Origin of the sequence: Facivitalis istanbulensis (assembly GCF_040560405.1) — a bacterium.
GTDB lineage: Bacteria > Pseudomonadota > Alphaproteobacteria > Sphingomonadales > Sphingomonadaceae > Sphingomonas > Sphingomonas istanbulensis.
Genome location: NZ_JAVSCQ010000014.1, coordinates 78,184 through 89,636, shown reverse-complemented (window position 1 = coordinate 89,636; position 11,453 = coordinate 78,184). Strand labels below are relative to the sequence as shown.

At 67.5% G+C, this 11,453-nt stretch carries 12 protein-coding genes and 1 pseudogene; 10 read left to right on the top strand and 3 right to left on the bottom strand.

The genetic code is table 11. From position 1 onward, the window contains the following. The 5 genes and pseudogenes from RN629_RS10470 to RN629_RS10450 form a co-directional block, all read left to right on the top strand. Positions 1–212: pseudogene (locus RN629_RS10470) on the top strand (biotin synthase BioB); the annotation flags it as partial. Positions 213–392: 180 nt separating this feature from the next. Further along, positions 393–1,868, top strand: a complete 1,476-nt coding sequence (locus RN629_RS10465) for an efflux transporter outer membrane subunit (RefSeq protein WP_407035186.1) — start codon at positions 393–395, stop codon at positions 1,866–1,868. Further along, positions 1,868–3,238, top strand: coding sequence for an efflux RND transporter periplasmic adaptor subunit (locus RN629_RS10460; RefSeq protein ID WP_407035185.1), 1,371 nt, complete (start codon positions 1,868–1,870; stop codon positions 3,236–3,238). Before RN629_RS10465 ends, RN629_RS10460 begins: the two co-directional genes overlap by 1 nt. A 15-nt stretch (positions 3,239–3,253) precedes the next feature. Further along, positions 3,254–3,997, top strand: coding sequence for an ABC transporter ATP-binding protein (locus RN629_RS10455; RefSeq protein ID WP_407035191.1), 744 nt, complete (start codon positions 3,254–3,256; stop codon positions 3,995–3,997). Continuing rightward, positions 3,997–5,202: an ABC transporter permease gene (locus tag RN629_RS10450; protein WP_407035184.1), complete on the top strand. Its 1,206-nt coding sequence runs from the start codon at positions 3,997–3,999 to the stop codon at positions 5,200–5,202. The genes RN629_RS10455 and RN629_RS10450 overlap by 1 nt, the downstream gene beginning before the upstream one ends. Here the strand turns inward: RN629_RS10450 and RN629_RS10445 are convergent. Beyond that, on the bottom strand, positions 5,171–5,794 hold the full coding sequence (locus RN629_RS10445; RefSeq protein WP_407035183.1) for a nucleotidyltransferase family protein: 624 nt from the start codon (positions 5,792–5,794) through the stop codon (positions 5,171–5,173). The genes RN629_RS10450 and RN629_RS10445 overlap by 32 nt on opposite strands. Positions 5,795–6,127: 333 nt before the next feature. Here RN629_RS10445 and RN629_RS10440 point away from each other — a divergent pair, with 333 nt between their 5' ends. Next, positions 6,128–7,126: a glycerophosphodiester phosphodiesterase gene (locus tag RN629_RS10440; protein WP_407035182.1), complete on the top strand. Its 999-nt coding sequence runs from the start codon at positions 6,128–6,130 to the stop codon at positions 7,124–7,126. A gap of 14 nt (positions 7,127–7,140) precedes the next feature. Continuing rightward, the gene (locus RN629_RS10435) at positions 7,141–7,473 is read left to right on the top strand and encodes a hypothetical protein (protein ID WP_407035181.1); all 333 of its coding nucleotides are present in this window, start codon (positions 7,141–7,143) and stop codon (positions 7,471–7,473) included. A gap of 55 nt (positions 7,474–7,528) precedes the next feature. Here the strand turns inward: RN629_RS10435 and RN629_RS10430 are convergent, their stop codons facing one another. Continuing rightward, positions 7,529–8,284, bottom strand: a complete 756-nt coding sequence (locus RN629_RS10430) for an esterase/lipase family protein (RefSeq protein WP_407035180.1) — start codon at positions 8,282–8,284, stop codon at positions 7,529–7,531. Then, the gene (locus tag RN629_RS10425; RefSeq protein ID WP_407035179.1) at positions 8,275–8,970 is read right to left on the bottom strand and encodes a TIGR02117 family protein; all 696 of its coding nucleotides are present in this window, start codon (positions 8,968–8,970) and stop codon (positions 8,275–8,277) included. Before RN629_RS10425 ends, RN629_RS10430 begins: the two co-directional genes overlap by 10 nt. 14 nt (positions 8,971–8,984) lie before the next feature. On the opposite strand from RN629_RS10425, the gene phhA reads away from it, so the two are divergent. The 3 genes from phhA to RN629_RS10410 all read left to right on the top strand — a co-directional run bounded on the left by phhA (position 8,985) and on the right by RN629_RS10410 (position 11,408). Further along, the gene (gene phhA, locus RN629_RS10420) at positions 8,985–9,854 is read left to right on the top strand and encodes a phenylalanine 4-monooxygenase (protein WP_407035178.1); all 870 of its coding nucleotides are present in this window, start codon (positions 8,985–8,987) and stop codon (positions 9,852–9,854) included. Positions 9,855–9,942: 88 nt separating this feature from the next. Beyond that, a complete protein-coding gene (locus RN629_RS10415) occupies positions 9,943–10,518 on the top strand; it encodes a ClpP family protease (protein WP_407035177.1) in 576 nt (191 codons plus the stop codon). 110 nt (positions 10,519–10,628) lie between these two features. Further along, entirely contained in the window at positions 10,629–11,408 is a 780-nt protein-coding gene (locus tag RN629_RS10410) for a succinate dehydrogenase iron-sulfur subunit (protein ID WP_407035176.1), read from the top strand. Positions 11,409–11,453 lie beyond the last annotated feature (45 nt).

Sequence of the window (11,453 nt, the reverse complement as noted above, 5' to 3'; positions counted from 1 at the left end):
CGATGAGCATGGTCCGCCTGTCGGCGGGGCGCGAGAGCATGGCGGCGGCGACGCAGGCGCTGTGCTTCCTGGCGGGGGCGAACTCGATCTTCACCGGCGACAAGCTGCTGACGGCGGGCAATGCGGGGGAGGATGCCGATGCGGCGCTCTTCGCCAGGCTGGGCCTGAAGCCGATGGAGGGCGCCGAGCCCTTGCGCGTCGCCGCCGAATAAACCGGCGGCGACGCGGACCCGCGACGGCATCTCGGTGTTTCCGAAAGCCTTGACCGCCCGTTATGGCGAGATGGCGGGCCGAGTGCGTGCCGGGACGGGCGCGGCGTTCGGACTCTGCCATGCCGTGCCGCGACAGAAACAGGCTGGACGGGATCGCCCCCGCCGGGCAGGTTCGCGGCCATGAAGTCTCGCGCCCGCGTCCTTCTTCTGGGCCCAGCCGCCCTGGCCGGCTGTACGGTCGGCCCGGATTATCGTCCCGCCGCCCCGATCGCGCTGGGGGTGCCCCCGACATGGTCGGTGCCCGCCGCCAATGCGCAGGCACAGGATCTGGTGCGCTGGTGGCGGTCGTTCGATGATCCCTTGCTGGCCGAGTTGGTCGAGCAGGCGGTGGTCGCCAATACCGATGTCGCGCAGGCGGTCGCCCGGTTGCGCCAGGCGCGCGAAAGTCTGGTCCAGAGCCGGGCCGCGCTGCTGCCCACCGTGTCGGCTTCGCCCGGCTATCAGCGCAACGAGAATCTGCGCGGTGGCGGACGCAGCTTCACCCTGCCCGACGGCACCGTGGTCGATACCGGCGGGGGTGGCAGCAACAGCTTCACCGTCGGCCTGTCCGCAAGCTATCAGGCCGGGCTGTTCGGAGAGGTGCGCCGCACCGTCGAGGCGAGCCGGGCCACCTATGAAGGCGCGGGGTTCAGCTATGCCGCCACGCTGCTGACCGTCGAGAGCGAGCTGGCGCGCAATTATATGCTGGCCCGCGCCTATCAGGCACAACTCGCCAATGCGCGCGCCAGCCTGGCGTTGCAGGACGATAATCTGGAGATTGCGGGGTTCCGGGTGCGGGCGGGGCTGGTCTCCTCGCTCGACGTCGAACAGGCGCGCAGCCAGCGGGCCCAGACCGCAGCCAGCATCCCGACGATCGAACAGCAATATAACGCCGCCGTCTCGCGCCTGGGCGTCCTGACCGGGCAGGCGCCGGGCGCGCTCAAGACGCGGCTGGCGGCCGTGCGCCCGATCCCGCATGGCCCGGCGGTGATCGGCGTGGGCATTCCCGCCGACGTGCTGCGGCGTCGCCCCGATGTCCGCGCGGCCGAGCGCAACCTGGCCGCCGCGACCGCGCGGATCGGCGTGGCGCAGGCCGCGCTTTATCCCGCGCTGGCGATTTCGGGCAATATCAACACCGCCGCGACCAGCCTCGGTTCGCTGGGCGACGCGATCACCGGCAGTCTGTTCGCCGGGCTGACCCAGGCGATCTTCAACGGTGGCCGGCTCCGCTCCCAGGTGCGCAACGCGCGCGCGGTGGCCGAGCAGAGCTATGCCGCATATCAGGGCACGGTGCTGCTGGCGCTGGAGGATGTCGAGAATGCGATCGTCGCGCTCAACACCGCGCGCGAGCGGGCGCGGCAATTCACGATCCAGCTCGATGCCGCGCGCAACTCGGCGATCCTGGCGCGCAGCCAGTATCGGTCGGGCCTGACCGATTTCACCACCCTGTCGCAACACGAAGCCGCGTTGCTCAGCGCGCAGAACGGGTTGGTGCAGGCCCGGTCCGACGCGGCGACCGCGCAGGTGGCGCTGTTCGCCGCGCTGGGCGGCGGCTGGGACGCCGACACCATTCCGCAAGCCTCATCGCTTGGCCCCCCAACCCCGGACAAACGCTGATGGCCGACCAGACACTCGACGATTTCCTGGGCGTGAAGCCCCAGCCGCGCTGGCGCAAATGGGTGCAATGGGGCGTGGTGGCGGTCGGCGTGGTGGTGCTGCTGCTGCTGCTCAAAAGCTGTTTCGGCGGATCGGACAAGGCGGCCTATGCCACGGTGCCGGTGACGCGTGGCAATCTGACCGTGTCGGTGTCGGCGACGGGCAAGCTGGCCCCGACCAGCCAGGTCACGGTCGGCTCGCAATTGTCGGGGCTGGTGACCAAGGTGGTGGTCGATGTGAACGACCGGGTGACGGCGGGCCAGCCGCTGGCGCTGATCGACCCCGAACAGATTGACGACCAGATCCGCGCGGGTCAGGCGAGCTTGTCCGCCAGCGAGGCGCAAGTGACGCAGGCGCAGGCGACCGTGGCCGAAGCGCAGGCGCAGCTCGCGCGGCTGGAGGAAGTGCACAAGCTGTCGGGCGGCCGCGTACCCTCGGGCACCGAGCTTCAGACCGGACGCGCCAATGCCCAGCGCGCGGTCGCCGCCTTGCGCGTGGCCGAGGCCAATGTGGTTGCCGCGCGCGCGCAACTCGCCCAGTCGCAGACGCAGCGCCAGCGCGCGATCATCCGCTCGCCGGTTTCGGGCGTGGTGCTGGCGCGCCAGGTCGATCCGGGCCAGACGGTCGCGGCGTCGTTCAATACGCCGACGCTGTTCGTCATCGCCGAAGACCTGACCAAGATGAAGCTGGAGGTCGCGATCGACGAGGCCGATGTGGGCGAGGTGAAGGTGGGGCAGAAGGCGGACTTTACCGTCGATGCCTTTCCCGGCCGGACCTTTCCCGCGCGGATCACCCGGGTCGATCTGGGGTCGAACCTGACGGTCAGTGCGGCGACGGCGTCGTCCTCCTCGTCGGCCAGCGCGGCGTCGACCACCGGGCAGGTGGTCAGCTATGCCGCCGATCTGACGGTCGCCAATCCCGACCTGCAACTGCGCCCCGGCATGACCGCGACCGCCGATATCGTGACCTCGGACAAGCGGAATGTCCTGCTGATCCCCAACGCGGCGCTGCGCTTCAAGCCGTCGGACGGGGCGCAGGCAAATGGCGGCGGTATCACGGGATCGCTGACCTTCCGCCCGCGTCGCGGTGCGACCCGCACCGCGACGGTGCAGCGCGGCGCGACCCAGACCGTTTATGTGCGCGGTGAGGATGGGCAGCCCCGGCCGGTGCAGATCGTGACCGGCGACACCAACGGATCAATGACCGAAGTCCTGTCGGGCGGCCTGAAGCCTGGGATGCAGGTCATCACCGGCCAGTTGGCGGCGGGGCAGAGCGCGCCTGCGGGCGATGGAGCGCGTCGCGGCCAGGGGCGTCCCCAGGGGGGGCAGTAAGTGGTGGGCGAGCGGATGGGGGCGGACATCCCGGCGGACGCCCCCCTCATCCAGTTGCGGGGTGTCACCAAGACCTATGGGGCCGGCGCGACGCTGTTTCAGGCGCTGAAGGGCGTCGATCTGGACATTGCGGCGGGCGACTTCGTCGCGGTGATGGGCCCTTCGGGGTCTGGCAAGTCGACGACGATGAACATCCTGGGCTGTCTCGACGTGCCCAGCGTCGGCCATTTCCTGTTCCGGGGCCATCCTGTCGAGACGCTGGACCGGGACCAGCGCGCGATGCTGCGGCGGCGCTATCTGGGCTTCGTCTTCCAGGGGTTCAACCTGCTGTCGCGCACCACCGCGCTGGAGAATGTCGAACTGCCGCTTCTCTATCGCGGCGAGGATAAACGGACGCGGCGCGAACTGGGCATGGCGGCGCTGGAGAAAGTGGGGCTCGATGAATGGTGGGACCACACCCCCGCCGAATTGTCGGGCGGGCAGCAGCAGCGCGTGGCGATCGCGCGCGCCATCGTCACCAGCCCCGACGTGCTGCTGGCCGACGAGCCGACGGGCAATCTCGATTCCGAACGCTCGGTGGAGATCATGGAATTGCTGACCGGGCTGAACCGCGACAGCGGCATCACCGTGCTGATGGTCACGCATGAGCCCGACATGGCGGCGTTCGCGCGCACCGTGATCCATTTCAGGGACGGGCTGGTCGAACGGATCGAGGCGCAGCATCGCCCCGGCGCGATGCCCGCGATGGACCCGCACTGATGTTCGGCACCACGCTGCTCCTCGCGATCCGCTCGATCCGGCGACACCTGTTGCGGTCGTTCCTGACGACGCTGGGCATCGTGATCGGCGTCGGCGCGGTGGTGACGATGGTGACGCTGGGCAAGGCGACGACCGCCGCCGTGCAGCAGTCCATCTCGTCTCTGGGCACCAATATCCTCCAGGTCCGCCCGGGCCAGGGCTTCGGGCGCGGCGGCGGCGGTCCGCGCCCCCCCGATTTCAAGCCCAAGGATGTCGACGCCATCGCCGACCAGATCGCGGGCGTGACCGCGGTCGCCCCGCAGGCGCAGACCAGCGCGACCGCCATTTATGAGGGGGCGAACTGGTCCACGACCGTGACCGGCACCACGACGGCCTACTTTACCGTCCAGCCCTGGCCGCTCGCGTCGGGCCGGCTCTGGACGCCCGCCGAGGAAGCGGCGGGCAAGGCGGTGTGCATCATCGGCAATACCGTCCGCCAGAACCTGTTCCGCACCACCGATGCGGTCGGCAAGCGGTTCCGCATCGGCGCGATCAGCTGCGACGTGATCGGTGTGCTGACGACGCGCGGGCAGGGCGGGTTCGGCGATCAGGACGATGTGGTGCTGATGCCGATCAAGGCGGTCCAGCGGCGCTTCACCGGCAGCCGCGACATCCGCCTGATGCTGGTCGGCGTCGATCAGGCCTATCAGACGAGCACGGTCCAGTCCTCGTTGACCGACCTGCTACGCGAACGGCGCAATATCACGGGGGCGAAGGACGATGATTTCAATATCTTCGACACCAAGCAGATCAGCGACACGCTGACCAGCACGACCACCATGCTGACCCGTATCGTCGCGGCGGTGGCGGCGATCAGCCTGGTCGTGGGCGGGATCGGCATCATGAACATCATGCTGGTGTCGGTGACCGAGCGCACCCGCGAGATCGGCATCCGCCTGGCCATCGGCGCGGTCGCGCGCGAGGTGCTGATGCAGTTCCTGGTCGAGGCGGTGGTGCTGTCCTGCCTGGGCGGAATCGTCGGGCTGGTCCTGGCGCAGGCGATCATCGCGGCGCTCGTCCCCGTGATGCAGGTGCCGTGGACCTTCGATCTTCAGATCAACGTCATCGCCTTTGCGATCTCGGCGGTGATCGGCGTGGTGTTCGGGTATTTCCCGGCGCGCAGGGCGGCCGCGCTCAATCCGATCGACGCGCTTCGGCACGAGTGATCCTGCGCTCGGGCGCGCGGACGAGCTGGCGCAGCCGTTCCAGATCCTCGGGCGTGTCGATGTCGATCAACTCGGCGGGTGCCGTCACGACATGCCGACCGCCCGCGACCATATCGCGCGCGGCGCCGTCCCCCGCCAGCGCCAGCAGATCGTCGAAGCGCGCCGATCCGAACACGCCCGGCGGGGTCGGATGCTCGCCATTGCTCGACACCACCACCGATTTCTCGTCCTCATAGGCGTCGAACAGGCGATAGATATGGGCCGCCGTCACGCGCGGCATGTCGGCCATCGCGACAAGCACCGCCTGTGGGCGCGCCTTCATCGCCTCCCGCACGCCCAGATGCACCGAATGCGACAGGCCCTGGCCGATATCGGTGTTGTGGAGGACGGTGTAGCCGCGCGATGCGAAATCGAGCTGGCACCCGTCGGTCACCACGATCCGGTCCGCAAAGGGAATGCTTTCCAGCGCGGTGGTGACGTGAAACCCCACCGGCTTGCCGAGAAATTCGGCTTCCAGCTTGTTCTGCATGCCGAAACGGCTCGACTGACCCGCCGCCAGCAGGATCAGGATCACATGGTCAGCGTCGATCATGAAAGGCTCCTGTCATTGCCGCCGGTTCGCCACCGCGATCCCCGGCGGGCGATCGCACCGAAGTCCAGGCGGCGGGGGCCGCCGCTTCGATCGATCGCCCGCTGGTCAACGCCCGTCGCGACCAGACGCTCCCGCCGTCCGTCGATCGCACCATGGTGCGGGTGGCGCGGGGCCCTCCCTCCCGATGTCATGCAATTGACCATTGATTGTGAAATGCAGCGCGCCATCCCCCTTGGGACTATAGTTGGATGAACGAACGTCATGTTTCTCTCGCGCTTCCCGTTGCGATCTGTCCTGATTGCCGTCTCGCTCCTGGTCGGACACAGTGCCGCCATGTCCGCTGATCTCTCCAGGCCGCTCTCCCCGCCCATCGTCATCGCGCATCGCGGCGCGAGCGGCGAGCGGCCCGAACATACGTTGGCCGCCTATGACCTGGCGATCCACGAAGGGGCCGATGTGATCGAGCCCGATCTGGTTCCGACCAAGGACGGCCATCTGGTCGCGCGGCACGAGAATGAGATTTCTGGGACCACCGATGTGGCCGCGCATCCCGAATTCGCCGACCGCCGCACGACCAAGACGATCGACGGGCAGACCGAGACTGGATGGTTCACCGAGGATTTCACGCTCGCCGAGCTGAAGACACTGCGCGCGCGCGAACGCCTGCCGCAACTGCGCACCACCGATTATGACGGGCAATATCCGATCCCGACGCTGGAAGAGATCATCGCGCTCGCCAAGCAACGGTCGCGGGAAACTGGGCGGACCATCTCCATCTATCCCGAGACCAAGCACCCGACCTATTTCGCATCGATCGGGCTGGGCACCGATGCGCCGCTGGTCGCCGCGCTCGACAAGGCGGGATGGAAGACGGCGGACGCCCCGGTCTTCATCCAGTCGTTCGAGGTCAACAACCTCAAGCATCTGAAGACGATGACGGGGATTCGCCTGATCCAGCTGGTGGCCGGGGAGCAGGGCCCGGCGGACAAGGCCGCGCCCAGCTATGCCGCGATGATGACGCCCGACGGGCTGAAGCAGGTCGCGACCTATGCCTGGGGCATCGGGCCGGACAAGGCGATGCTGTGGAATGGCGATGCGCCGACGCCGCTGGTCGCGGATGCGCACCGTGCGGGGCTGCGCGTGCATCCCTGGACGTTCCGGGCGGAGAATTACTTCGTGCGCCCGGCCTTCCGCCGCGGCGCTGATCCCAAGGCGCATGGCGATGTGCGCGGTGAGATCGCGGCGGCGCTGCACCAGGGCATCGACGGATTCTTCACCGATTTCCCGCAAATTGGCGTAGAAACGCGCAACGCCGTCGTGCGCGCCCGCTGAAAGTCCTGGAATATATGCGTAACCTCGTCCTGAAACTCGCCGTCCTGACCGTGCCGCTCGCGACCGGGGGCTGTGTGAAGACCGTCACCGGCGTGGTGAAGGCTCCGTTTCAGGCTGCGGGGCAGGTCGTCGACTGGACGACGACCAGCCAGGACGAGGCGGACCGCAATTACGGTCGCAAGATGCGCAAGCGCGAGGCGCGCGAAGGGCGCGAGCGTGCGGCCTATGAAAAACAGTGCCGCCGCCATCCCGAAGAGTGCCAGCCCGGATCGGCGCCGTACGGATCGGCTCAGGCAGGACAGGGCCAGCCCCAGGGCTATGACGGCTATCGCGCGGGCAATGAATGAGCTGAAGCGGTAGCGGCGGCGCCGTGCACAGGCCGGGCACAGGCCCGGCGGAGCGTCATCCGCGCAATGCCATGGTCGGTGATGGCGCGGCCTGTTGCTGGCCCTGATCCGAACGGGGCATGGGCCATCCGGCCAGGATGGTTGCCACCGCCGCCAGCACTTGCGGGCGGTGCTGGACCCATAAATGGCTGGACCGGACCTCGATCGCCTGGGCCGCGTCATCGCGGCAGATGGTGCCGGCGACCAGCCCGTCGCTTCGGCTCCAGATCGCGGCGGTGCGACAGGGCAGCGGCCCGGCGATTGCGGCCGATCGGGCGATGATAGCGGGATCGTCGATCCGTTCGCCGGTCAGCCGCTCGAACACGCGCCAGACATTCGTCGCGCGCGCCGGGCCCGCATAGGGCGAGGCAATGGTGACGACGCCGGCGACCAGATCGGGACGGGCCTGCGCCACCATGCGCGCCATGATCCCGCCCAGGCTGACACCGACCAGCGTCACGGGGCCGTGGCTGGCGAGCGACTCGATCCGCGCGATGAGGCGCTCGGCGGCGGTCCCGACGCTGCGCACGCCAAGATTGCGCCCCTGCCCCCAGCCATGAACACGGTAGCCCTTGGCGGTCAGATAGCGGCGCAGCAGGATGTTCGACCGATCGCCGTTGAACAGGCCGGGCAGCAGCTTGACGGTTCGGCCGTCCCCCGATGGCGCGGCGGCCAAGGCTGCCCGGTGTCGCCACCATGTCGCCCCCATCCACAGCGCGCGGGGAAGCTCGGCGGCCCAGAGCGCCTTGGACGGCGGCGGGATCACAGCCATGCCATCACCGTCCAGGGAAAGGGCGTCCACCACCCCATCCGCACCCCCGCCGCGGCCAGCGCGTCGCCAGTCCAGCTGTTGCAGGTGTACAGCGCGCTATACCGTCCCGTCGCGTCGTAAAAGGCGTCATATCCGGCATAGCCCGGATCGCGCTGTCCGCCCGCGCGCCGACTCTGCCGGATGAAGGCGACCAGATCGCGATAGGCCGCAGGCGAGAGGCGAAGCGCGCGGACATCGTCGCGATTGGCGGCGGGGCGGGGCAGGTGATCGACATGGATCAGCGTTCGGTCGCTGCCTAGCACGGCGTGCAGGATCGGTCCCGGTCGCGCGTCGCGCCAGGTCGGCGTCTCGCGGAAGAAACGCGCCTCGCCCCAGCCGATGGCGAGATAGCGATGGCCCGCATAGCGCGGATCGCGCAGATCCTCCGGCGGTGCCCAGTCGCGCCAGTCCACTCCGGCGGCCTGTTTGGGCAGGATGATCGCGCTGTGGATCGCGCTCGACTCGACATAGATGGTGACCGCGTCCGCGCCGGGTGGGGAATGGGCGATGGTCGGCCGCGCGATCAGGCCCAGCGCGCTTCCCGCGATCAGATAGGCGAGCAGGATCAACGCGATCCCGGCCGCCATTCCCCTTGCAACCCGGCCGAGCCGTTGCCACGATATGGTTTCAACTGACACCATCTTCATGATAGGCTCCGCGCATGGCACAGGAAACCCATGTTCTCGCCGCGCCGCCCGAAGGGGCGGGGACGGACTGGACCATCCCGCAGGGGTGGGAGCATTATACCGCCGAAGACCATGCGACCTGGGATACGCTGTTCGCGCGCCAGTCCGCATTGCTGCCGGGCCGGGCGTCGGCGGCCTATCTGCGGGGTCTCGACGTGCTCAAGCTGTCGCGCCCGGGCATTCCCGATTTCGCGGAATTGTCGGAGCGTCTGATGGCGCTGACCGGATGGCAGGTGGTGGCCGTGCCGGGGCTGGTGCCCGATGATGTCTTTTTCGACCATATGGCCAATCGCCGCTTCGTCGCGGGCAATTTCATCCGGCGGCCCGACCAGCTCGATTATCTGCAGGAGCCGGACGTGTTTCACGACGTGTTCGGCCATGTACCGATGCTCGCCGATCCGGTGTTCGCCGATTATCTCGCCGCCTATGGCCGTGGCGGGCAGCGGGCGCTGGGCATGGATGCGCTGCAATATCTCGGGCGGCTCTACTGGTACACGGTCGAGTTCGGGCTCGTGCGCGAGGACGGCGATTTGCGCATTTACGGCGCGGGCATCGTGTCGAGCTATTCGGAAAGCCGTTTCGCGCTGGAGGATCCGAGCCCCAACCGGATCGGCTTCGACCTGAAGCGGGTCATGCGCACCCAATACCGGATCGATGATTTTCAGCAGAATTATTTCGTGATCCCAAGCTACGAGGCGCTGCTCAGGACGACGCTGGAAACCGATTTCGCGCCGCTCTACGCGGAGATCCGCGCGCTGCCCGATATCCCTGTGGCGGAGATTGTGGCGGGGGATGCGGTGATGACCCATGGCACCCAGGATTATGCGCGGAGGAAGGCGGGATAGGCTTTCTTCCATAGGGCGCCGATCCTGACCGGTTCGGACTCAGGAGACGTGACGCGGAACCTTCCGCCGGGCGCCCGGTTCGCCGGTCATGCCCGATACGCCCAATAATGCGGTGAATTACCCGCTGCTCGCCCGCCCGCATATCCAGCTTTACGGGCCGGTGAACGAGGCGATGTATGCCGCGTTCAAGGACCAGCTGGCTGCGGCACCCCCCGATGGGCCGCTGGTCCTGTCGATCACCACTCTGGGCGGCGATCCCGAAATGGCGCGGGCGATGGGCGACTCGATCCGGCTGCTGCGCAACTATACCGGACGCGCGGCGCTGTTCCTGGGCAAGGTCGCGGTCTATTCGGCGGGGGCGACGCTGATGTCGGCCTTTCCGGTCAAGCATCGTTTCCTGACACGCGGTACAAGGTTGATGCTTCACGAGCGACAGATGGATTCGACGCTCGACCTTTCCGGCCCGCTGACCGGCCTTTCGGTCCTTCTGAAGGCCAAGCTGCACGAGGTCGAGCATTCGATCCGCATCCAGGAAGAGGGATTCCGCGCCATCGTCGCGGAGTCGCGGGTGTCGTTCGACACGCTGTGCGAGAAGGCGCGCAGCAACTGGTATATCGATGCGGACGAGGCGCGGGACCTGGGCCTCGTCCTCGACGTGATCTGAGCGCGTCGGAAATTTCCCCCAAGACATTTGCGGCAAGCGCCCCTGTCATGTATCGGCTCGCCTGATCCTTTGCCGACATGCCTGTCGGCGCATCCAGCGGGTTTGTGACCATGGCCGAATTTGCCCTGCCGAAGAACAGCGTCATCAAGAAGGGCGAAACGCACAAGGCGACCACGTCGGGCCGCATCAAGAAGTTCAAGGTCTATCGCTACGATCCCGATTCGGGCGCCAACCCGCGCTACGACACGTTCGAGGTCGACCTGGACGAATGCGGTCCGATGGTGCTCGACGCGCTCATCAAGATGAAGGCGGAGCAGGACAGCTCGCTGACCTTCCGTCGCTCGTGCCGCGAGGGCATTTGCGGATCGTGCGCGATGAACATCGATGGCCGCAACGGTCTGGCCTGCACCACCGCGATCGAGGATGTGAAGGGCGAGATCCGCATCACCCCGCTGCCGCATATGGACGTGGTCAAGGATCTGGTCCCCGACTTCACCCATTTCTATGCGCAATATGCCTCGATCAAGCCGTGGCTGCAGACCGTGTCGCCCGCCCCCTCGGGCAAGGAGCGGCTCCAGTCGCCTGACGACCGCGCCAAGCTCGATGGTCTGTACGAGTGCATCCTGTGCGCCTGCTGCTCGACTTCGTGCCCCAGCTATTGGTGGAACAGCGACAAGTTCCTCGGCCCGGCGATCCTGCTCCAGGCCTATCGCTGGCTGGCCGACAGCCGTGACGAGATGACCGGCGAGCGTCTGGACGCGCTGGAAGATCCCTTCCGCCTGTATCGCTGCCACACGATCATGAATTGCGCCAATGTCTGCCCCAAGGGGCTGAATCCGGCCAAGGCGATCGCCGAAATCAAGAAGATGGAGGCCGAACGGGTCATCTGACCCGGCGGTTCTCGCCTTTGACGAACACGGGGAAGGGGGCTGGCG

Coding starts and splice junctions, on each gene's coding strand:
- RN629_RS10465 (WP_407035186.1), top strand. CDS start 393: ATGAAGTCTCGCGCCCGCGTCCTTCTTCTGGGCCCAGCCGCCCTGGCC.
- RN629_RS10460 (WP_407035185.1), top strand. CDS start 1,868: ATGGCCGACCAGACACTCGACGATTTCCTGGGCGTGAAGCCCCAGCCG.
- RN629_RS10455 (WP_407035191.1), top strand. CDS start 3,254: ATGGGGGCGGACATCCCGGCGGACGCCCCCCTCATCCAGTTGCGGGGT.
- RN629_RS10450 (WP_407035184.1), top strand. CDS start 3,997: ATGTTCGGCACCACGCTGCTCCTCGCGATCCGCTCGATCCGGCGACAC.
- RN629_RS10445 (WP_407035183.1), bottom strand. CDS start 5,794: ATGATCGACGCTGACCATGTGATCCTGATCCTGCTGGCGGCGGGTCAG.
- RN629_RS10440 (WP_407035182.1), top strand. CDS start 6,128: ATGTCCGCTGATCTCTCCAGGCCGCTCTCCCCGCCCATCGTCATCGCG.
- RN629_RS10435 (WP_407035181.1), top strand. CDS start 7,141: ATGCGTAACCTCGTCCTGAAACTCGCCGTCCTGACCGTGCCGCTCGCG.
- RN629_RS10430 (WP_407035180.1), bottom strand. CDS start 8,284: ATGGCTGTGATCCCGCCGCCGTCCAAGGCGCTCTGGGCCGCCGAGCTT.
- RN629_RS10425 (WP_407035179.1), bottom strand. CDS start 8,970: ATGAAGATGGTGTCAGTTGAAACCATATCGTGGCAACGGCTCGGCCGG.
- phhA (WP_407035178.1), top strand. CDS start 8,985: ATGGCACAGGAAACCCATGTTCTCGCCGCGCCGCCCGAAGGGGCGGGG.
- RN629_RS10415 (WP_407035177.1), top strand. CDS start 9,943: ATGCCCGATACGCCCAATAATGCGGTGAATTACCCGCTGCTCGCCCGC.
- RN629_RS10410 (WP_407035176.1), top strand. CDS start 10,629: ATGGCCGAATTTGCCCTGCCGAAGAACAGCGTCATCAAGAAGGGCGAA.